At 69.9% G+C, this 21254-nt stretch carries 19 protein-coding genes; 12 read left to right on the top strand and 7 right to left on the bottom strand.

Annotated features, from left to right (window positions below; all coding sequences use genetic code 11):
* The first annotated feature begins 5 nt into the window (after window positions 1–5).
* The 7 genes from F1734_RS22370 to F1734_RS22340 are packed head-to-tail and all read left to right on the top strand — an operon-like array spanning window position 6 to window position 8570.
* Window positions 6–1550, top strand: coding sequence for an ABC transporter substrate-binding protein (locus F1734_RS22370; protein WP_203011089.1), 1545 nt, complete (start codon window positions 6–8; stop codon window positions 1548–1550).
* 50 nt (window positions 1551–1600) lie between these two features.
* Complete coding sequence (locus F1734_RS22365) at window positions 1601–3124, top strand: ABC transporter substrate-binding protein (protein ID WP_203011955.1); 1524 nt, start codon at window positions 1601–1603, stop codon at window positions 3122–3124.
* 38 nt (window positions 3125–3162) lie between these two features.
* Complete coding sequence (locus tag F1734_RS22360) at window positions 3163–4698, top strand: ABC transporter substrate-binding protein (RefSeq protein ID WP_040270226.1); 1536 nt, start codon at window positions 3163–3165, stop codon at window positions 4696–4698.
* A 53-nt stretch (window positions 4699–4751) separates the two neighbouring features.
* Entirely contained in the window at window positions 4752–5699 is a 948-nt protein-coding gene (locus F1734_RS22355; protein ID WP_026137578.1) for an ABC transporter permease, read from the top strand.
* Window positions 5696–6601: an ABC transporter permease gene (locus F1734_RS22350; RefSeq protein ID WP_017679934.1), complete on the top strand. Its 906-nt coding sequence runs from the start codon at window positions 5696–5698 to the stop codon at window positions 6599–6601. Before F1734_RS22355 ends, F1734_RS22350 begins: the two co-directional genes overlap by 4 nt.
* The gene (locus F1734_RS22345; protein ID WP_010596829.1) at window positions 6598–7584 is read left to right on the top strand and encodes an ABC transporter ATP-binding protein; all 987 of its coding nucleotides are present in this window, start codon (window positions 6598–6600) and stop codon (window positions 7582–7584) included. The genes F1734_RS22350 and F1734_RS22345 overlap by 4 nt, the downstream gene beginning before the upstream one ends.
* The gene (locus F1734_RS22340) at window positions 7581–8570 is read left to right on the top strand and encodes an ABC transporter ATP-binding protein (RefSeq protein ID WP_010596830.1); all 990 of its coding nucleotides are present in this window, start codon (window positions 7581–7583) and stop codon (window positions 8568–8570) included. The genes F1734_RS22345 and F1734_RS22340 overlap by 4 nt, the downstream gene beginning before the upstream one ends.
* A gap of 20 nt (window positions 8571–8590) precedes the next feature.
* Here F1734_RS22340 and F1734_RS22335 read toward each other — a convergent pair whose 3' ends face one another.
* Together F1734_RS22335 and F1734_RS22330 are read right to left on the bottom strand one after the other, a co-directional pair.
* Window positions 8591–9652 (bottom strand): bifunctional alpha/beta hydrolase/OsmC family protein, encoded by a 1062-nt coding sequence (locus F1734_RS22335; protein WP_203011088.1) that lies wholly within the window; start codon window positions 9650–9652, stop codon window positions 8591–8593.
* 79 nt (window positions 9653–9731) lie between these two features.
* Complete coding sequence (locus F1734_RS22330) at window positions 9732–10562, bottom strand: SDR family NAD(P)-dependent oxidoreductase (protein ID WP_029540271.1); 831 nt, start codon at window positions 10560–10562, stop codon at window positions 9732–9734.
* Window positions 10563–10687: 125 nt separating this feature from the next.
* On the opposite strand from F1734_RS22330, the gene F1734_RS22325 reads away from it, so the two are divergent.
* A complete protein-coding gene (locus F1734_RS22325; protein ID WP_203011087.1) occupies window positions 10688–11851 on the top strand; it encodes an RNA-guided endonuclease InsQ/TnpB family protein in 1164 nt (387 codons plus the stop codon).
* Between the two features lie 34 nt (window positions 11852–11885).
* On the opposite strand, the gene F1734_RS22320 is transcribed toward F1734_RS22325, so the two are convergent.
* The gene (locus F1734_RS22320) at window positions 11886–12365 is read right to left on the bottom strand and encodes a nuclear transport factor 2 family protein (protein ID WP_203011086.1); all 480 of its coding nucleotides are present in this window, start codon (window positions 12363–12365) and stop codon (window positions 11886–11888) included.
* Window positions 12366–12536: 171 nt separating this feature from the next.
* Between F1734_RS22320 and F1734_RS22315 the strand changes: the two genes are divergently transcribed.
* From F1734_RS22315 to F1734_RS22305, 3 genes are all read left to right on the top strand, one after another.
* The gene (locus F1734_RS22315) at window positions 12537–13793 is read left to right on the top strand and encodes a lipase family protein (protein ID WP_010593417.1); all 1257 of its coding nucleotides are present in this window, start codon (window positions 12537–12539) and stop codon (window positions 13791–13793) included.
* 61 nt (window positions 13794–13854) lie between these two features.
* Window positions 13855–14337, top strand: a complete 483-nt coding sequence (locus tag F1734_RS22310; protein WP_010593416.1) for a nucleoside deaminase — start codon at window positions 13855–13857, stop codon at window positions 14335–14337.
* A 151-nt stretch (window positions 14338–14488) separates the two neighbouring features.
* Window positions 14489–14905, top strand: a complete 417-nt coding sequence (locus tag F1734_RS22305) for a hypothetical protein (protein ID WP_010593415.1) — start codon at window positions 14489–14491, stop codon at window positions 14903–14905.
* Between the two features lie 168 nt (window positions 14906–15073).
* Here F1734_RS22305 and F1734_RS22300 read toward each other — a convergent pair whose 3' ends face one another.
* From F1734_RS22300 to F1734_RS22290, 3 genes are all read right to left on the bottom strand, one after another.
* Window positions 15074–15907: an alpha/beta fold hydrolase gene (locus F1734_RS22300; protein ID WP_010593414.1), complete on the bottom strand. Its 834-nt coding sequence runs from the start codon at window positions 15905–15907 to the stop codon at window positions 15074–15076.
* Window positions 15904–17025: a DODA-type extradiol aromatic ring-opening family dioxygenase gene (locus F1734_RS22295; protein WP_010593413.1), complete on the bottom strand. Its 1122-nt coding sequence runs from the start codon at window positions 17023–17025 to the stop codon at window positions 15904–15906. The genes F1734_RS22300 and F1734_RS22295 overlap by 4 nt, the downstream gene beginning before the upstream one ends.
* Window positions 17026–17118: 93 nt before the next feature.
* Window positions 17119–17886 (bottom strand): FadR/GntR family transcriptional regulator, encoded by a 768-nt coding sequence (locus tag F1734_RS22290; protein ID WP_043804932.1) that lies wholly within the window; start codon window positions 17884–17886, stop codon window positions 17119–17121.
* 258 nt (window positions 17887–18144) lie between these two features.
* On the opposite strand from F1734_RS22290, the gene F1734_RS22285 reads away from it, so the two are divergent.
* Complete coding sequence (locus tag F1734_RS22285; RefSeq protein WP_099528047.1) at window positions 18145–19179, top strand: amidohydrolase family protein; 1035 nt, start codon at window positions 18145–18147, stop codon at window positions 19177–19179.
* A 254-nt stretch (window positions 19180–19433) separates the two neighbouring features.
* Here F1734_RS22285 and F1734_RS22280 read toward each other — a convergent pair whose 3' ends face one another.
* Window positions 19434–21212 carry an AMP-binding protein gene (locus tag F1734_RS22280; RefSeq protein WP_238424021.1) on the bottom strand — a complete coding sequence of 593 codons (1779 nt, stop codon included), beginning with the start codon at window positions 21210–21212 and terminating at the stop codon, window positions 19434–19436.
* Between the last annotated feature and the right edge of the window lie 42 nt (window positions 21213–21254).

Below are 21254 nucleotides of genomic sequence, written 5' to 3'. Positions count from 1 at the left end.
GCGAGATGCCGGTCGCAACGGGCAGGTTTTCCATCCGGCGGTGGACGGCCGCCCTCGGAACGTGCGCGGTGCTCGTGACCGCGTGCGGCTCCGAGGTGTCCGAGAATTCGGGCGTCGCCGACCCCGCGATCCCGCTGCGCTACGCGACGGTCTTCGGCGCGTCCTCCTTCGACCCGCACAAGACGAAGATCACCAGTGACGCCACGATGCTCAACCTGGTCTACGACCGGCTCGTGCACCGCGACGTCGACGCGCAACCCGTCCCCGGCCTGGCCGAATCGTGGGAGCTGACGGACGAGTCCCTCACCCTGCATCTGCGCGAGGGGGTGAGCTTCGCCGACGGTTCCCCCGTGGACGCGGCCGCCGTCCAGGCCAACCTGAACCGCGCGCTCGAACCGGACTCGGTGACGGCACCGATGCTCGCCGGGGTCACCGGCATCACGACTCCCGACGAGCGCACCGTCGTGCTCGCGCTGGACCGGCCCGGCGCGCAACTCGTCCTCGCGCTGTCCGACCTGCCGGGAATGATCGTCGACCCCGACGCATTCGGGACACCGGAGAAGAACGCCGCGCTGGCCCTCGCCCCGGCCGGTGCCGGCCGTTACACGGTCACCCGCGCGCAGCCGGGCGCCGAGTACGAGTTCACCGCGCGGCCCGGCTACTGGGATCCCGACGCGGTCCGCACCGACAGCGTGGTGTGGACGGTGATGACCGACCCACAGGCCCGCCTCGCCGGCGTCACCTCCGGAGACCTCCACGCCGCCATCACGACCCCGCTGACCATCGATGCCGCCGAGCAGCAGGGCCTGCGGGTCGAGACGGCGCTGCGGCTCGACCACATGGCCGTCAACCTCAACCGCTCGCGCGGGGAGTTCGGCAAGCTCGAGGTGCGGCAGGCGCTGGCGCACGCGATCGACCGGCAGGCCATCGCCGACACGGCGATGGAAGGTCACGCCGAGGCCGCGACGCAGAACTTCCCGAAGGACTACTTCGTCTACGAGCCCGACCTGGCCGGCGCCTACCCGTACGACCCGGACAGGGCACGACAGCTCCTGGCGCAGGCAGGACTGCCGAACGGGTTCTCCTTCACCGCCATCCTGCTCAACCTGCCCGAGAACGTGCAGGTCGCGCAGATCGTGCAGCAACAGCTCGCCGAGGTCGGCATCGACATGCAGCTGAAGCCGATGCCGCCGTCCGAAGCCTCCCCGACGTTCAACCGCGGGGACGCCGACGCCCTCGTCACCACCTTCACCGGCCGGTCCGATCCCGCCCTGCTGTTCTCCTCGCTGTACGGGGCGCAGTCGCCGCAGAACCCTTCCCGCAGCACGGCCCCCGGATTCCAGGAGGCTCTGGATGCGGCCAACCGCGAGTCCGAACTGCAGGCGCGTGCCGACAAGCTCGGCGACGTGTCGAAACTGGTGAGCGACAACGCGCTCGCGATCCCGCTGGTGTTCTTCGAGCTCGGCTCCACCCTGACCGATCAGGTCGTGGGCTACGAACCCACCCTGCTCGTCGACGAGTGGCGCGGCGTCGGCGTCGCCGCCCCGTGAACCCGTCGACGACCCGAATCACCCCGAGGACTGTCATGTTTCGCAGATCGATGAAGGCCGCCCTGTCCGTGCTCGCCGTCGCCGTCGCGGTGGCCGGGTGCGGCAGCTCCGCGGCGACGGACGCCGCGCAGACCGCCGACCCGAACGCGACGTTGCGCTACGCCACCACCTACGGCGCGTCGTCGTTCGACCCGCACAAGACGAGAATCACCAGCGACTCGATCATGCTCAATTTGGTCTACGACCGGCTGGTGCACCGTGACCGGGACGCGAACCCGATTCCCGGCCTGGCCGAGTCGTGGGAGTTCGCCGACGACGGCTCCACCCTGACGCTGCGCCTGCGGCAGGGCGTGACGTTCTCCGACGGCACCCCGTTCGACGCGGCCGCGGTGGTGGCCAACCTCGAACGCGCGATGCAGCCCGACTCGATCACCGCCGCCATGCTCGCCGGTGTCGCCGCGGTCGAGACCCCCGACCCGCAGACCGTGGTGCTGCGGCTCGACGGACCAGGTGGGCAGCTCGTGCTGACCCTCTCCGATCTGCCCGGAATGATGGTCGATCCCAACGCGTTCGGCACCCCCGACAAGGACGCCGCCCTGGTGCTGACTCCCGCCGGCACCGGCCGCTACACCGTCGCGCAGGCACAGCCCGGTGCGCAGTACGAGTTCGTCGCCCGGGACGGCTACTGGGATCCGGACGCGGTGCAGGCCCGCGCCTTCGAGTGGATCGTGATGACCGATCCGCAGACCCGGGTGAGCGCGGTGGCCTCCGGTCAGCTCGACGCCGCGATCGCCACGCCGCTGTCCGTCGACCCGGCCGAGCAGCAGGGCCTCGAGTCGCACGTGCAGACCACCCTCAACAACTACGTGCTCAACCTCAACCGGACCCGCAGCGAATTCGGCCGCCTCGAGGTGCGGCAGGCCCTCGCCCACGCCGTCGACCGGGAGGCCGTGGTCGAAACCGCCCTCGAGGGGCACGGCGAGGCGGCCAGCCAGAACTTCCCCACGGGGTACTTCGCGCACAACGCCGCCCTCGACGGCCAGTACGCCTTCGACCCCGAACGCGCGAAGGCCCTGCTCGCGCAGGCCGGCGTGCCGAACGGGTTCTCGTTCGTCGCCGGTGCGTCGAACCTGCCGGAGAACCAGCTCATCGCGCAGATCATGCAGGAACAGCTCGCGCGGGTGGGCATCACGATGGAGATCCGGTCGATGACGCCGACCGACCTCAATCCCGCGTTCAACCGCGGCGAACTCGACGCCATCCTCACCACCCTGACCGGGCGCGCCGAACCGTCGCTGCTGCTGACCTCGTACTACGGGCAGGACTCGCCGCAGAACCCGTCGCACGACGACATCCCCGGCTTCCGGGCGGCGATGGAGGCGGCCAACCGGGCCACCGACCCCGACGAACGTGCCGCCCTGCTCGGGGAGGTCAACGCCGTGGTGATGGACCACGCCGCGATGCTGCCCGTCGCGTTCGCCGAACTCGGCGCGATCACCTCCGGCACCGTCGTCGGCTACGAGCCGAGCCGGGTGCTCGACGAGTGGCGCGGAGTGGGAGTGGCCGCGCCGTAACGCCCGTCTCCATCCCCCGCCGAGAAACGGAGAACATCATGGCTCGTCGCACGAGACTCGCCCTGGGCGCCGCGCTGGCCGTCGCGCTCCTCGCCGGGTGCGGTTCCGCCGGCACCGCGCCGTCCGACGTCGTCGATCCGCAGGCGACGCTGCGGTACGCGACCACCTACGGGGCGTCGTCGTTCGACCCGCACAAGACCCGGGTCGCGCAGGACAACATCATGCTGACCCAGGTGTACGACCGGCTGGTGCACCGCGACCGGGACGCGAATCCGATTCCGGGACTGGCCGAGTCGTGGGAGTTCTCCGACGACGGGCGCACCCTCACCTTCCGTCTGCGGGAGGGCCTGCAGTTCCAGGACGGCACCCCGCTGGACGCACAGGCGGTCCGGGCCAATCTCGAACGCGCCCAGGAGCCGGACTCGATCACCACGACGATGCTCGCTCCGGTCGAGGCGATCGAGACCCCCGATCCCACCACGGTGGTGCTGCGGTTGAACGGGCCCGGCACGCAACTCGTCCTGACGCTGTCCGATCTGCCGGGAATGATGGTCAGCCCGAATGCCTTCGGCACGCCGGACAAGGACGCCGCCCTGGTGCTGCGGCCGGTCGGTGCGGGCCGGTACACCGTGGCCGACGCGCAGCCCGGCGCGTCGTACGACTTCGCGGCCTGGGACGGTTACTGGGATCCGGCATCGGTGACCGCCGAGCGTTTCGAATGGGAAGTCGTCACCGACCCGCAGACCCGCATCAACGCGCTGGCGTCGGGCGAACTCGACATCGCGATGGCCACCCCGCTCTCGATCGACCCCGCTGCCGCCCAGGGGCTGAACTCGCAGGTGCAGACGAGCCTGAACCACTACGTCCTGCACTTCAACCGCACCCGCAGCGAATTCGGCAAGGTGGACGTGCGCCGGGCGCTGAGCACCGCGATCGACCGGCAGGCCCTCGTCGGCTCCGCCCTCGAAGGTCACGGCGAGGCGGCCAGCCAGAACTTCCCGCAGGGCTACTTCGCCTACAACCCGGAGCTGGCCGACCGCTACGCCTACGACGAGCGGGCCGCCCGCGAGACACTCGCGGCGGCCGGACTGCCGGACGGGTTCACCTTCACCGCCGGGGTGATGAACCTGCCCGAGAACGAGCGGATCGCGCAGATCGTCCAGCAGCAACTCGACGCGATCGGCGTCACCATGCAGATCCGGCTGCTCAGCCCCGCCGAGATGTCGCCGGTCTTCAACCGCGGTGAGCTCGACGCCGTGCTGACCACCTTCTCCGGACGGGCCGATCCGTCGCTGCTGCTGACCACGTACTTCGCCCCGGACTCGCCGCAGAACCCGTCGCACGACGTCACCCCCGGTTTCGCCGAGGCCCTGGCCGCCGCGAACGCCGAACCGGACCAGCAGGCCCGCGGACAGCTCCTCGGCGAGGTCTCCGCCACGGTCGTGGACCAGGCACTGATGATCCCCCTGGCCTTCTCCGACCTCGGCGCCACCCTCACCGACCGGGTCGTCGGCTACCAGCCGTACCGCGCACTGGACGAATGGGGAGGGATCGGCCTCACCGCCGCCGAATGACCGCGGCGGCACCGCCCCGAGCGACACCTCGACAGATGTAAAGGACCGGCAGGATGCTTCGATTGATCGGGCAACGGCTGCTCGCGGTGCTACCGCTGCTGCTGATCGCCACCGCCATCACCTTCGGCCTGATCTTCCTGATCCCCGGCGATCCCGCACACCGGATCGCCGGTGAGACCGCGACACCCGAACAGATCGAACTGGTGCGCACCGAACTCGGGCTCGACCAGCCCGTCGTCGTGCAGTACGCCGACTTCCTCGGCGGACTGGTGCGGGGTGATCTGGGCACCAGCTTCACCTACAAGGCGCCCGTGCTCGAGATGATCGTCGACCGGCTGCCGGTCACCGTGTCCCTGACCCTGGTGGCGGTGCTCGTCGCGCTGGCCGTCGGCATCCCGGCCGGCATCGTCGGCGGCAGCCGGCCGGGCAGCTGGCAGGACCGCGCCACCAGCGTCGGCTCCACCCTGGGCGTCGCGACCCCGAACTTCGTCCTCGGCCTCATCCTGGTCCTCGTCTTCGCGCTGCAACTGAGGGTGCTGCCCGCCACCGGCTACACCCCGCTCGCCAAGGGCGTGTGGCCGTGGCTCAGTCACCTGTTGCTGCCGGCGATCGCGCTGGGCCTCGCCGCCGCCGCCGAGATCGCCCGCCAGTTGCGCAGTTCCATGATCGAGGTGATGCAGCAGGACTTCGTGCGCACCGCCACCGCCAAGGGACTCGGGCGGCGCTCGGTCCTGTGGAAGCACGCCCTGAAGAACGCGTTCATCCCCACCGCGACCGTGCTCGGCATGCAGATCGCGTTCCTGCTTGGCGGCACGGCCGTCATCGAGTCGGTGTTCGGGCTCAAGGGACTCGGCGACTTCGCCGTGCAGGCGGTGCTGTCCGGCGACCTGCCCGCCATCCAGGGCGTCGTCATCTTCGGTGTCTTCGCCACCGTCGTGATGAGCCTGCTCGTCGACATCTCGTACGGGTACCTCAACCCTCGGACCAGGAGCGCGGCATGAGCGACACCCTCACCCCCTCGCAGCCCGTCGTGGAGGCGGCGCCGGCCGCCGTCGAATCGCCGCGCCGCCGGTTCCTGCGCCGGTTCCGGGGCCGGCGGGCCGCCGTCGCCGCGGCGGTGTTCCTGGCCCTGATCACCGTGCTCGGGCTCGCCGCCCCGTTGATCGCCCCGCACGACCCGCTGGTGCAGGAACTCACGGCCCGCCGGCTGCCGCCGCTGTCCGACGGCTACCTGCTCGGCACCGACAACCTCGGCCGGGACACCCTGTCGCGGTTGCTGTACGGCGCCCGCGTCGCGGTCACCGCCGCGGCGATCTCGGTGACCGTCGGCCTGCTCATCGGCGTGATCCCCGCCCTCGTGGCCGGGTTCCTCGGCGGCCGCTGGGACGCGCTGCTCTCCCGCATCGCCGACGCGTTCCTCAGCTTCCCGCCGTTGCTGCTGGCGATGGCGATCGTCGGCGTCATGGGACCCGACCTCACCAACGCCATGTTCGCGATCGGAATCGTGTTCGGCCCGAGGTTCTTCCGCGTCGTGCGCGGCGCGGTGATCGCGGTGCGGGAGAACACCTTCATCGAGGCGTCCCGCAGCATCGGCACCCCCACCGCGCGGATCGTGCGCCAGCACATCCTCCCGCACACCCTCTCCCCGCTCATCGTGCAGATCAGCCTCGCGTGCGGCTTCGCGATGCTCGCCGAATCCTCGCTCAGCTTCCTCGGACTCGGCGTGCAACCACCGGACCCGAGCTGGGGGCGGATGCTGGCCGAGGGCCGCGAGGCGTGGAACTACACCGCCTGGCCCGTGCTGATCCCCGCCGTCGCGATCATCCTCGCCGTGCTCGCCTGCAACACCCTCGGCGACGGGATCCGCGATTCGGTGGGCCGCGAGAATCGGAGCGAGAAGTGACCGAACCCCTGTTGAGCGTCGACGGTCTCGGCGTCGAGTTCGCCACCGCGTCCGGCTGGACGCCGGTGCTGCAGGACGTCTCCTTCGACGTCGCGGCCGGGCAACTCGTCGGCCTCGTCGGCGAATCCGGCTCCGGCAAGTCCGTCACCTGCTCGTCGGTGCTGCGGCTGCTGCCGCCCCGGCAGTCCCGCACCGTCGCCGGTCGCATCCGCTTCCAGGGCCGCGACCTGCTGACCATGCCGTCGCGCGAACTGGAAGCGGTGCGCGGCAACGACATCGCCATGATCTTCCAGGAGCCGATGACGAGCCTGAACCCGGTGTTCACGGTCGGCGACCAGATCGCCGAAGTGGTACGGCGGCACCGCCGCGTCAACCGGAAGGCGGCGACGGCCCGCGCGGTCGAGGTGCTCGACCTCGTCGGCATCCCCGACGCCGCCCGCCGGATCCGGCAGTACCCGCACGAGTTCTCCGGCGGCATGCGGCAGCGGGTGATGATCGCGATGGCGCTGGCGTGCGAACCGAAGCTGCTCATCGCCGACGAACCCACCACCGCGCTCGACGTCACCATCCAGGCGCAGGTGCTCGACCTGATCCGCGAGATGGCCGGCCGGTTCGGGATGGGCGTGCTGTTCGTGACCCACGACCTCGGGGTGGTCGCCGACCTGTGCACCGAGGTCGTCGTGATGTATGCGGGGCAGGTCGTCGAACGGGCCCGCACCGAGCCGCTGTACGCGACGCCCCGCCACCCGTACACCGCGGGCCTGCTGCGTTCGGTGCCCGACGTGGGCGGGCGCAGCGAACTGCACACCATCGCAGGCTCACCGCCGCCGCCCGGCTCGATCCCCGTCGGCTGCCGGTTCGCGCCGCGCTGCCCCCACCGGGCCGACGAGTGCGCCGCCGACGTGCCGCTGCTCGCCGTGGGCGACGACCGGACGGCGCGCTGCGCCCGGGTGACCGATCTGATCCTGGAGGGAACCGTATGACCGTCGTCGAGAAGGACACGAACGCGCCGCTGCTGAGCGTGCGGGGCCTGCGGGTCGAGTTCCCGGTGCGGGGGCGCGCGTTCGCGAAGAAGCGCACGATCCGCGCGGTGGACGAGGTGGGGTTCGACATCCGGGCCGGCGAAACCTTCGCCCTGGTCGGAGAATCCGGCTCCGGGAAGTCCACCACCGCGCGCGGCATCCTGCGGCTGGTGGACGTCGCCGCCGGGTCGGTGGTACTCGACGGTGTCGACGTCACCGCCCTGGGAAAGTCGGAGCTGCGCACCGCGCGCCGCGACATGCAGATGGTGTTCCAGGACCCGTACTCGTCGCTGGATCCGTCGCGCACGGTCGGCGACGCCGTCGCCGAACCGCTCGAGGTGCACACCGACCTCGACGCCGCTGCCCGCCGCCGCAAGGTCGAGCAGCTGCTCGAACAGGTGGGGCTGCGGCCCGAACACGCCGAGCGCTACCCGTACGAGTTCTCGGGCGGGCAGCGCCAGCGCATCGCCATCGCCCGGGCCATCGCGGTGGAGCCGAAACTGGTCGTCGCCGACGAGGCGGTGAGCGCCCTCGACGTCTCCACCCAGAACCAGGTGATCGCGCTGCTCGAGGAGCTCTCCGCCGAGCTGGGCATCGCGTACCTGTTCATCGCGCACGACCTCGCGGTGGTCCGGCACATCGCCCACACCACGGCGGTGATGTACCTGGGCCGGATCGTCGAGTGGGGTCCGTCGGAGCGGCTGTTCACCGAGCCGGCGCACCCGTACACGCAGGCGCTGCTGTCGGCGGTGCCCGTGCCGGATCCGGCACGGCAGCGCCGCCGCGAACGGATCCGGCTCACGGGCGAGCTGCCCGACCCGGCGAACCCGCCCGCCGGGTGCGCATTCAGTACCCGCTGCCCGAAGGTGCTGCCGGTGTGCCGGGAACGCCGCCCCGAGATCACCGAGGTGCCCGGGGGCGGGCAGGTGGCCTGCCACCTGGCGTGACACCCGCTGACGGACGGCGCTCAGGGCGGCGGCACGTCGTCGGTCCGATCACCGGCTGCCAGGGCGGTGTCCACCACGATCTCCGAGTGCAGGGTCCGGTGCACCGGACAGCGGTCGGCGATCTCGAGCAGGCGCTGCCGCTGTTGCTCGTCGAGATCACCGGCGAGCCGGATCACGCGTTCGACCCTGTCGAGCCGCCCCGTCCGGGTCTCGCAGTCCTCGCAGTCGGCGGCGTGGATGCGGCTGTGATGCAAGGAAACCGACACGTTCTCGAGCGGCCACTGCTTGCGGTCGGCGTACATGCGCAGCGTCATCGACGTGCAGGCGCCGAGGGAGGCGAGCAGCAGGTCGTACGGTGACGGCCCGGTGTCGTCGCCTGCGGGAGGGGGTTCGTCGGCGGTCACCAGGTGCCGGCCCATGGTGATGCGCTGCCCGAACCGGGTGGCTCCGTTCCACGAGACGTCGACGACGCCCTCGGCCGGGGACGGCTGCGGCGCGGTGTGCTCGTCGAGGTATCTGCCCACCCAGACCGCCAGCGTCGAGGCGACGAACCGGGCGTCGGACTGCCGGGTGAGCAGGTGGTCGGCGCCGTCGACGGACAGGAAGGACTTGGGGTGACGGGCCGCCTCGAAGATCTGCCGGGCGTTGTCGATGTCGACGGTGTCGTCGTCGGGGGAGTGCATCACCAGCAGCGCGGCACCGAGCTTGTCGATCTGCTCGGTCGCCGCAGGGGCGCCGATCGTGACCACGGCTCGCGCCTCGGGCGCGTGCTCGGTCGCCGCGAGGACGGCCGCGCCCCCGAAGGAGTGGCCGATCAGGACGCTGGGAGCGGCGTAGTGGTCGCGTAGGTGATTCGCGGCGTGCACGAGAGCGGCGACCTCGGACTCCGAGGCGGTGCCCTGGCAGCCGACGCGCAGGACGCCGAGGCCGTGCTCGGTGAGGGTCTCCGAGATCCGCGACGCTGCCGTGCCGGAGCGGTGGGCGAACAGTGCGAACGCGCGCGGCGGGCCTCCCGGCAGATCCAGCACCGCCGTCGATTCCGTGCCGCCGGAGCCGGCGACGGGGATCTTCTCGCTGTGCATGGTGCCCGCCCTCTCGCCCTTTCCCGGAGGCTATCTCGTTCCCGGGAGGGACCACAGAGGATTCGGCGCCCTCCGCGGATCAGTACAGCGGGCCGCCGCCGAACGCCCCCCGGTGCGAATCCGGTTGATTGCCTTCGACGTCGACGACCCCGTAGTCGAGGGCGGTCTCGGCGGTGATCAGGGTGTGCCCGCTGCGCTTGTTCACCTTCGGGTCGTTCGCGAGCGCGACGATCACCCGTCCGACGAATTCGGGGGTCTCGGCGTTGGCGAGGGAGAAGCCCTCGAAGTTGTCGATGCCGCGGGCGAGCATGGCCTCGTTCTTGACCAGCCCCGGCCACACCGACAGGGCGGTCACACCGGTCCCGCGCAGGTCCACGGCCATGTCGGCGGCCATCTTGTCCAGCCCCGCCTTCGAGATGCCGTACAGCACCGAGTGCAGGTAGCCGCGCGTGCCGAACGAGGAGATGTTGACGATCGTTCCGCTGCCGCGCGGCACCATGAGCTTCGCCGCCTCGACGGACGCGACGTAGTGCGCACGCAGCCCGAGGCCGACGAGCGAGTCCCAGTCCGAGAGTGGGCGCTGCCAGAACGGCTCGGAGAAACCCGCGAAACCGGGCGGCCCGGCCCACACGTTGTTCACCAGCAGGTCCAGCCGGCCGCCCTGCTCGTCGGCGATGCGCCGGAACAGCGCCTGGATCTGCTCGTCGTCGGTGTGGTCGCACTGCACGGCGATGCCGGTCCCGCCGCGGGCGGTGACCTCGGCGGCGGTGCGGTCCAGTGGGCCGTCGGTGCCGACCGGGCCGCGGGCGGTGACGTAGACGGTCCAGCCGTCGGAGCCGAGTGTGCACGCAACGCCCTTGCCGACGCTGCGGCTCGCGCCGGTGACGAGGGCTACCTTGTGTTCGGTCATGTCTTCGGTCATCTGATGTGCGGCGCGATACTGCCTCGTTCACGAGGGAGAGGAAGCGCCGTCCTCCTTTCGGGGGAGTGGTGGTGTCGGGCGAACCTGTCGGTGGGGTCGGTTAGCGTGCCGGCATGGGGGTCGAGGTGGTGCGCTACAACTACCGGTTGCGGCCGGGCACCACCGCCGAACATGCCCTGATGCAGGAGTGGCATCGCTGCCGGTTCCTGTGGAACGAGGCGGTGCACCAACACAAGGCCGGTCGCCGGCCGACGTTCGGGAAGCTGGCCAAGCAGTTGACCGAGGCGCGGGCCCGCTCGTCGTGGTTGCGGGACGGCTCCCAGGTCGCCCAGCAGCAGATGCTGCGCACCTACGCGCAGGCGCTCGACGCGTCGTGCACGGTCGAGGGCCGGGGCCGGCCGCGGTTCAAGGCGCGGAGGAAGACCCTGCCGTCGCTCGAGTACACCCGCCGCGGGTTCCGGATCCGGGACGGCCGGTTGGTGTTGCCCAAGGGCGTGCGTGTGCCGGTGGTGTGGTCGCGGGCGTTGCCGTCGGAGCCGTCGAGTGTGCGCATCACCCGCGATTCGTTGGGGCACTGGTACGCCTCGTTCGTGGTGACCCGCGAGGCCGAGCCGATCCCGGCCGCCGACCCGAACAGCGCGGTCGGGATCGACTGGGGCGTGGCCCGCACCGCGACGGCCACCGAGGAGCGGTTCGACCTGCCGCAGCACGGGCACCGGAAACGGTGTGCGGCGCAGGTGGCGAGAGCGCAGCGGACGATGGCGCGGCGCCGCCGAGGCACGGGGCACCCACCCTCGAGGGGCTATCGCCGGGCCCGCACCCGGGCCGCGAAGGTGCAGAAGAAAGCGGCCCGACGCAGCCGGCACGACGGCCGGATCTGGGCCCGGGCCGTGGTCGAGGCGCATCATCTGGTCGCGGTGGAGGATTTCCGACCCCGGTTCCTGTCGAGGTCGACGATGGCGCGCACGGCCGCCGATGCCGCGATCGCGACGGTGAAACGGGAGTTGCTCGAGCAGGGCAGGCGGGCCGGCCGGAAGGTGGTGCTGGTGCGGCCCGCGTACACGACCATGACGTGTTCGAGGTGTTTCGCGAGAGCCAAGCAACCCCTCGGACTCGAGGAACGTATCTTCCGGTGCCGGGCGTGCGGGCATACCGCGTGCCGGGACCGGAACGCTGCCAGAGTGATTCTGGCTGTGGCGGAGCGTGGCCACACCGGTGTCGACGACGTGAGTCAAGCGGATCACCTCCCTCCCGGTGGTGGTGCGGTTGCGGTCTGAGTCGGGAATCTCCTGCCTTCGGGAAGGAGAGGCGTTAATGCACCACTTTCACGTCGTCGGTCAGTGGGCGTTCGATGGACCAGTGCACCCGCACGTGGCACCGGGCGATCTTCCATTGTCCGTCCTCGACGACGTAGTCGTCGTCGTAGTCGAGTGCGCTGACCCGCTCGGTGCGGGCCCGCAGGTCAACCTGCCGGAACCGCAGCGTCCACGCCCCGGTGGCGGTGCCGTCGCCGGTGATCTCGAGGCTCGGGTGCATGCCGTGGTGCATGTCGAGGATGACGTACCGGTCGTCGAGGCGTTCGAGGGCGAGACGGGCGTAGACCTCGACGAGACCGTCGGCGTCGTCGAAGCTGCCCAGTGCGGGGCCGTAGTAGATGTCGGCACCCTCGGCGACGAAGCAGGCGCGCATGCCCTCCGGGTCCTTGGCGTCGCACGCACGGAAGTACCGGTGCTTGAGCATCCGGATCTCCTCGAGCGCCTCGAGCCGGGCCAGTCGCTCTTCGACGGTCATGGTCGCGTCCCTTCCGTCCTGCGGATACAGCGGCGACCCGGACCCTAGCCGCGGCGGGAGAATGCCGGCGGCGCTCGTCCCGCTCATCGGGCCGCAGCACCGGAACGATCGTAGAACTCGTTTCAGAAACCTCGTCGCGGCGCCTTCCTTCGGAGTACATATGTGTGCAGAATGCTCGGCATGCCGACGCCCACCGCCCGCCTGTTCACCGCCGCCCTGACGATGCTGCTGGCGCCACTCGTCGCAGGGTCCGTCGCGGCCGCCGCTCCCACGGGGTCCGCATCGGGCCACGACGCGTTCTACCTCCCACCCGATCCGCTGCCCGGCGGCGCGTCCGGCGACGTCCTGCGCGCCGAGCCCGTCGTCGCCCCGGCGCTCGACGCCCTCGCCACCCGGGTGATGTACCGCAGCGAGAACGCCACGGGCGGCCCGATCGCGGTCACCGGCACGGTATTCGTGCCGTCGCGGCCCTGGGCCGGCGACGGTCCGCGCCCGACGGTCGTCCTCGGTCCGGGCACGCAGGGCATGGGCGACCAGTGCGCGCCGTCGAAGTTGACGAACCACCTCCAGGAGTACGAATACCTGCACATCGTGCCGCTGCTCGCGCGGGGCTACGCCGTCGCGATGACCGACTATGAGGGCCTCGGCACGCCCGGTGGGCATCCCTACCTGAACCGCGTCTCGCAGGGGCACGCCATGCTCGACATGGCTCGTGCGGCGCTGCGACTGACCGACCGCGGTATCGACGAGGGCACCCGCATCGGCTTCTGGGGCTACTCGCAGGGCGGCATGTCGTCGGCGGCGGCCGCGGAGCTGGCCGACACCTACGCCCCCGAACTGCCCGTCGTCGCCGCGGTCGCGGGTTCCCCGCCCGCCTCGCTCGCCGACCTCGCCGTCGCCGGCGACGGATCGCTGCTCTCCGGCGGGATCGGCTGGGTGGTCAACGGCTTCGCCGCGGCCTATCCGCAGGTCCGCGAGGAACTGTTCGGGGCGTTCAATCCCGCCGGACGCGACATTCTCGCGCGTGCCGAGACCTACTGCGTCTACGACGCGCCCCGCATGAATCCGTTCTTCCCCACGGCCTGGTACACGGTCGACGGCCGTCCCATCGCCGACCACCTGGCCGCCGAACCGTGGGCGTCGCTGGTGCGTGAGCAGGAGCTCGGCAACATCGCCCCCACGATCCCGACGTTCGTCGCGCAGAACGCGACGGACGACTTCGTTCAGGTGAGCGGCGTCGACGCGATGGTCGGGAAGTGGTGTGCGGGAGGAACATCCGTCACCTATCGCCGCTACGCCGTTCCGCCGGTGCTGCGCGGGACCGGCGCGGGTCACGGGATCGGCCTGCTGCCGGCCGCCGTGGAAGGCCTGGACTGGATGGACCGGCGGTTCGCGGGAGCGCCCGACGAGGGCACCTGCGCGGGCTGAGGACGGTCCACCGGCCGCGGTGGCATGATGCGGTCGACGGCCGCGACACCGGGAGGACCACGTGATCGACGAATCGGAGATGACGCACCTGCGGCGGTGTGTGGAACTGGCGCGGGAGGCGCTGGACGCCGGCGACGAACCGTTCGGCTCGGTGCTGGTGGCGGCCGACGGCACGCGCCTCGCCGAGGACCGCAACCGCGTCGCGGGCGGGGACCGGACCAGGCATCCCGAGTTCGAACTGGCCCGCTGGGCCGCCGCACACATGAGCGAGGCCGCGCGTGCCGGCGCGACGATGTACACCTCCGGGGAGCACTGCCCGATGTGCGCGGCCGCGCACGGCTGGGTCGGGCTCGGCCGCGTCGTGTACGTGGCGTCGTCGGCGCAACTCGCCGGCTGGCTGGAGGAGATGGGCGTGCCGCCGGCGCCCGTCCGGTCACTGCCGATCCGGGAGGTCGCGCCCGCGGTGACCGTCGAGGGGCCGGTGCCGGAACTCGTCGACGAGGTGCGTGCCCTGCATCGTCGGTGCTACGGACACGCAGTGTAACTGTTCCGTGACACACTGGGTCACGGTCTGGTGACAGCCGACCGATATTGATCACGGGTTGTGTTCGACTGCGGCGCTTTGCAGTTCCTGTACCCGTTCCTGGGTCGACCATTGAACCGGTCGGGCTGGTCGACGGTCGAAAGGAACGCCCATGAAGGGCTCGAAGCTCGGACGCGCGGCGGTCGCCCTCGCGGCGCCGCTCGCATTGATGACGGGCCTCGCGCCCACGGCATCAGCAGTGGATCCCTACCCGTACGGCAGCTGGAGCGTGAGCGTGCGGGAGAACACGATCACGGTCAAGTTCATCTACTACCGGGCTCCCGAGGCGGACTACCCGCACTACTGCAACGCGGTGATCGACGGAATCCCCGACGTGCGAGTGGCCGAGATCTACTACGCCGACTACGAAACCGTGAAGTTCGAGAACGTGCCCGACGGCGACTACACGGTCGACGCGGACTGTCAGGACGACGACCACGTGTACCGGAGCGTCGGGTCGATCGACGTCTCGATCCCCGGCCCGGCGCAGACCCGGTTCGTCGGCAGCCACCACTTCTCCTTCGGCTGAGTCCTGACCGCTCACCGGAGCGGGAGGTGTCATAGACAACGGCGGCCCGACTCCACGCGAGTCGGGCCGCGGTTCCCGCTGTCCGGCGTCCCGAAGTCCCTCGCGTGGTCGCTGCCAACGGACGCAGCCGACAACGAACTCTGTGCTCCGCACAGTGGGTGACGGCGCTCAGCCCCGCAGGAAGTCCGCGACGAGTTCGTTGAATTCCGCGGCCCGCTCGATCTGCGTCCAGTGCCCGCAACGAGCGAAGACGTGCAGGTCCGCGTCCTGCAGCAGGTGCAGCATGGTCCACGAGACCTCCGGCGGCACGACCTTGTCCTCCCTTCCGTGAATCAGGAGCGAGGGCGTGCGGATCGACCGCACTTGCTCCTCGGTGATACCGAGTTCGTTGCCTTTGTGCCGGGGGTCGAGGAACATCGCGCGATAGGCGTCGAAGGTTTCCAGGCTCGCCTCGTAGCGAATGCGGACCAGCTCGTCGGTGATGATGGACGGGTTCACCGCAAAGTAGTCGAGCAGCAGCGCCCGCATGTTCTCCAGGGAGGGTTCGTAGGCGCGCAGAGCCTTCAGCCCGTCGGTCACGGTCATCCCGACGCCGGGCGAACCCATGAGGACCATTCGGGAGATCCGTTCCGGATGGCGTTCGGCGAGGTCGAGCGCCATCCGTCCGCCCAGGGAGTTGCCTACGAGCGACACCCGATCGAGTTCCAGCACGTCGAGCAGGCCGAGGATGTGGTCGCTCCAAGTGCGAAGTGAGTAGACGATGTCCCCGGGACGCGAGGTGGCCCCGTATCCCACGGTGTCCGGTGCGATCACTCGGAAGTGCTCGGCCAGCCCGGGAATCGTGTGCTGCCAGTTCGCCCAGCCCGACACCCCGGGGCCGGATCCATGAAGCAGCACAACGGGATCGCCGCTGCCGGCCTCGAGGTAGAACGTATCGATGGGCTCGGCGGTAACACCGGGCACGGCGACTCGGCGGCCCTGGGCGAGGTCGGTGGTGGTCATCGTGGTTCCTGTCCCGCCCGGCCACCGGCACCGCCGGCGTAGGCATCGTCGGGCTTGCCGGAGAACACGGCGAAGCACTTGTTGGAGTTGAATACGTCGGTGGTGACGAGGGTGGACCATGTAAGGGGCAGCCCGAGTTCGTGCATTGCGCCGAGCAGGCAGTACCAGTTGAGCATCTCGTGCTGGCCGGACTCGACGATCTCGGCGCCGCTCACTGCACGCCAGGTGTCGACGTCCCCGTGCACGAAGGCGTCGTAGAGCCGCTCGTCGACCGGGGTGTCCGGGCGGAGATGCCAGAGCTTGTCGGTGAGGAAGGCATGCGACCAGCTCGACGAGGCCACCAGGGCGACCCGCTTGTCGGTCGCGGCGAACGCGCGCGCCACGGCGGCGCCGAGGTCGAAGCAACGGTTCGGGGTCGGGCCGACCGGGTCGAGCTGTTCGTCGGCGATGTCGGCGAATCGAGCGAGGCCGCCCTTGCGGGCAATCGCGTGCTGGCCATAGCAATTGACGGTGATCGGCACGATCGGATAGGGGAGTTTCGATCCCGCGTTCTCGTAGTCGAGAAAGATCTGTGTGTTGAGGATGGCGTGCGGGAAGTGAGCCTCGGCGCGCTTGCGGTACGAGTAGGCCATGTCGAAGCCGTCCTCGATCAAGGCATTTGCCAGATTCCTCGCGGCGTGCGGGTCGCCGTGCAGGGTGATGGTGAAGTCGTCGGGTAGCCCCCAGGCATTGGGGCTGCCACGCTCGTTCATCACCTCGAACGCCGGGACCTCGAGGTCGTCGTAGGCCAGCACGCAGAACGGCGGCACCACCTCTTCGCGGAAGTTCTCGTACTGGTCGTCACCCCATACCACCACGAGATCCGGTTCGAACTCGTCGAGTGCGGCCCTGCACCGGGCGAGGTGCTCGACCAGCTCGGCGCGATGCGCGGCTGCGGCGGCTGTGCCGCCGTCGGCGTCCCATTCGCGGCGCATCCGGGCCGGCCAGTTCGCCGGATCCTTCAGGTCTTCCGGGATGTCCGGGTCGGTCAGGGTCCACCGCAGTAGCCCAGCCATGTGCTCGTCGGTGCCGGCGAGCAGGGGATAGTGAGTGATCCCCAACCCGAGGAATTCTGCCATGACTCCTCCTCATGCATTCGGCATCGCTGCCGAGACAAAACATTACGGAATCATGCATGCATAATTCAAGGGCTGGAGCGCAATCGTTGGCAACTATTCCGGCGCCACCGGTGAACGAGTCGGATCCACCGCCCGCACCAGGTCCTGACGGTGCAGGTCCAGGCACTTGCCCAGCGCCTCGCGGTCGCCGCCGCGGATCGCGGCCACGATCTCGGCGTGCACGGCGATGCTGTGCTGGTACATCTCCTCGTGATCGGGTAGCAGTTCGACGCGCGTGGCCGCGCCTCCGATGATCGCGGCGATCGCCTCGTACATGCCCGCCAGCACGGGGATCCGGGCGGCCCGCGCGATCGCCAGGTGCAGCCTCAGGTTTGCATCCAGGAAATCGCGCGGCGTACTCGCCGACTGCATCGACTCCAGTGCCCATTCCATGTCACGGATGTCCGTCGGGCCCGCCCGCTCTACGGCAACCCTGGTCAGGACGTCCTCCAAGTGCATGCGGGCCTCGAACAGATCCAGTGGATCCGTTCCTGTTCCGGAGAACCACAGGTCGAGCGCTCCGAGCCGGACCTGCGGCGGCCGGCTCGCAACGAACACCCCGCCGCCGGGCCCGGGCTTGACCACCACGAGCCCGCGGTCGCGCAGGATCCGCAACGCCTCGTTGATCACCGTCGGGCTGACCCTGAAGCGCTCCATGAGGTCCGTACGTCGGCCGAGGGAGGTCCCCACCGGGGTGTGCGCGGCGAGCAGCTCGTTCTCCACTTCGACCGCGACCTGTTGTGCCCGCGACAGCGACCGCTGGGCCTGCCCCTTGTCGTGGCCGTCCACTGTCCGCGGGTGATTCCTAGTCGATGACGTCATCAGGTTCGACCTCTTCTCAGGGCTGTGAGCTGCGTATATACCGGAGACGCCGGCGCGGGGCCGTAGTCCGACCACAATCGTATCTGCAGGATTGGCGAGAATCGCACGGTACGAGCCTCCGGGTACGGGGTGTAGCGGGCGGGCCGGTTCGGGAAGGTGGACCGACGTAATCATCTTGAATCCTGTAGTCATGATTTGTTACGGTGTCGACCACACCGTCGGAACATCGACCCCGCGGGCGTCGTCGAGGGAGCCAGCATGAGCACGCACGTGAACGGCGACGCCGGATTGCCGCTTCCTCTCGGGGCGATCGACGTTCACACCCACGCGATCGGTACCCGGCTTCCGGACCTGTCCGGCCGACCGGGACGCTGGCCGTCCATCGAACTCCTCGATCCCCGACGCGCCCAGCTCCTGCTCGGCGGTCGTCCCTACCGCGAGATCGACCACCGGTGCTGGTCCGCCCAGCGCCGACTCGTCGACATGGACGCCGAGGGGATTGCAGCACAGGTCGTCTCGCCAATTCCTGTCACGTTGTGTCACGACCAGCCCGCCGACGGCGCACGGATCCTGGCTGCGGCGCAGAACGATGCCTTCGCCGCACTGGTCGCCGAGGCACCGGGGCGGCTGTATGCCCTCGGTGCCGTTCCCTTGCAGGACCCCGACGCCGCGGTCGCCGAGCTCTCCCGCTGCATCGACGAACTGGGTTTCCTCGGTGTCGAGATCGGCACTCGTGTCGGCACGCGGGAGCTGGCCGACCCCGCATTCGACGAGTTCTTCGCCGCTGCGGCCGAGCGCTCGGCACTGGTGCTGGTGCACCCGGTGGACACGACGCTCGACCCGCGGCTGTCGAAGTTGGGCCTGGAGTTCGGGCTGGGGATGCCCATGGAGACAACGACCGCCGCGGCGGCACTGCTCACGGGGCGGACCCGTACTCCGGGCGTGCGCCTGTGCCTGGCCCACGGCGGTGGCGCCCTGCCTGCGATCTTGCCCCGACTCGACCGAGGCGCCGTTCTCTCCGGCACGCCCGGACCGGCGCCGAGTGTGCGGGCCCGGGACCTGTGGTGCGATTCCCTCACCTACGACGCGGCGGCACTCGGCCAGGCCGTCGCCCGATTCGGCGGCGAGCACGTCCTGCTGGGCACCGACTACCCGTTCGCCGCGCGCGAGACACCACCCGGAGCCGTCCTCGGCGCCTGCTCCGACGACCTCGCGGCCGCGATCCGCCGCGACAACGCCGCCGAGCTCATTGCCACGGTTCGCCCGCTCACCGGACCGGCAAACGCCCGCTGACGACGAACTCCCGATATCGGGGTACACAGCAGGCACACTTCCACCCAGCGCCGGCGGAAGCTGCGTCGCGGCGAGACCGTGACCACGTACTGCTGTCCGGCCATCCACCGCCTGCCACGCGTGGGCACGCCTTGGTCGTTCGTGAACCAGGAGCTATCACAATGGGATTCGGTCCCGGAGACCTGCGACGGAACCAGGACTCGTTCAGGTGCGTTCGCGCACCCCGGGGCGCTTGCAGCCCCGGGGGACGTGACTCAGGACCGCAATTCGGGGAACTGGTCGTCGCGCCATTCACCGGCACCGGCGACGCCGGATTCCTCGCGGCCACGCAGTTCCACGCGGCGGATCTTGCCGGAGATGGTCTTCGGCAGGTCGGCGAACTCCAGGCGGCGTACGCGCTGGTACGGCGCGAGGTTCGCGCGGGCGTGCCGCAGAATCGCCAGTGCCGTCGCCCGCGTCGGCTCGTGACCCGGCGCGAGGCTGACATAGGCCTTGGGCACGGCCAGCCGGACTTCGTCGGGGGCCGGCACGACCGCGGCCTCGGCGACCGCCGGATGCTCGATCAGCACGCTTTCCAGCTCGAACGGCGAGATCTTGTAGTCACTGGCCTTGAACACATCGTCCGTGCGCCCGACATGGAAGATGTAGCCGTCGGCGTCCCGGGAAGCGACGTCGCCGGTGTGGTAGAAGCCCCCTGCCATCGCCTCGGCGTTGCGTTCGGGATCGCCCAGGTAGCCGGTCATCAGGCTCATCGGTCGCGCTGTCAGATCGACGCAGAGCTCACCCTCTCCGACTCCGTCGACCCGCGCGCCGGACAGCGGATCGACCAGCACGACCGGAACACCGGGCAACGGCAGCCCCATCGATCCGGGCTTGACCGGCATACCGGGTACGTTCCCGACAGCCAGTGGCAGCTCGGTCTGGCCGAACCCGTCGCGGATCGTCAATCCCCATTGCCGCCGCACCTGATCCATGACTTCGGGGTTCAGCGGTTCTCCCGCGGAAAGCAGCTCACGCAGCTGCCCGGGGCCGCCGGAGAGGTCGGCGTTGATCAGCATTCGCCACACCGTCGGTGGAGCACAGAACGTGCTCACGCCGGCCCGGCGGATCTGTCCGAGCAACGCGGCGGCATCGAAGCGGGAATAGTTGTAGACGAAGATCGTCGCTTCGGCGATCCACGGGGCGAAGAAGCAACTCCAGGCGTGCTTCGCCCAGCCCGGCGAACTGATGTTCAGGTGGACGTCCCCGGGTGCGGCTCCGACCCAGAACGAGGTCGCGAGGTGCCCGAGGGGGTAGGACACCTGCGTGTGCTCGACGAGTTTCGGCCGGCTCGTGGTGCCGGAGGTGAAATACAGCAGCTGGGGGTCGTGCGGAGCGGTACCGGGGTGCGTTGCACGGGGAACGTCGAGCGCGTACGCGCCGGCGAAGCGCACCCAGCCGGCCGGCGCGTCATGCCCGCCGCCGACCACGAAACGCGTGTACTCACCCTCGATCTCGTCGAACTTGGCGGTGTCGGCGACGTTGGCGACGACGTGCCGGGCACCGCCCCGGCCGATGCGATCGGCCAGATCCACCGGGCCCAGCGCGGTGGTCGTGGGCATGATGACCGCACCGAGCTTCATGACCGCGAGCATGGCCTCCCAGAGTTCGACCTGGTTGTTCAGCATGAGGACGACTCTGTCGGCCCGGGCCACCCCGTGGGCGGCCAGATGGGCGGCGACCTGATCGGACCGGCGTGCGAGCTCGTCGAAGGTGTACTTCGCCTCGGCGCCGTTCTCCTCCACGATCCACAGGGCCACCCGGTCGTTGCCCCGTGCGATCGCGTCGAACCAGTCCACGGCCCAGTTGAACCGCTCCCCGAGATCCGGCCAGGTGAACTCGTCGACCGCCTTGCGGTAGTCGCGGCCGAGATCCTGGAGCAGATCGCGGGCCGACCGGTAGAGTTCGGTTGCTGTGCCGGGGGTCGACAGTGGTTCGGGAGCAGAAGCATCCGTGACACGAGATGTGTCGTCGACGTGGGATACGCCGGTCATGGCTCACCTTTCGGGGTAGGGACGCTGGGTGCGGGTCGGTCT

Origin of the sequence: Rhodococcus ruber (assembly GCF_016804345.1) — a bacterium.
GTDB lineage: Bacteria > Actinomycetota > Actinomycetes > Mycobacteriales > Mycobacteriaceae > Rhodococcus > Rhodococcus ruber.
Note: the sequence above shows the minus strand (reverse complement) of the source record. Positions and strands in the feature narration are given on the sequence as shown.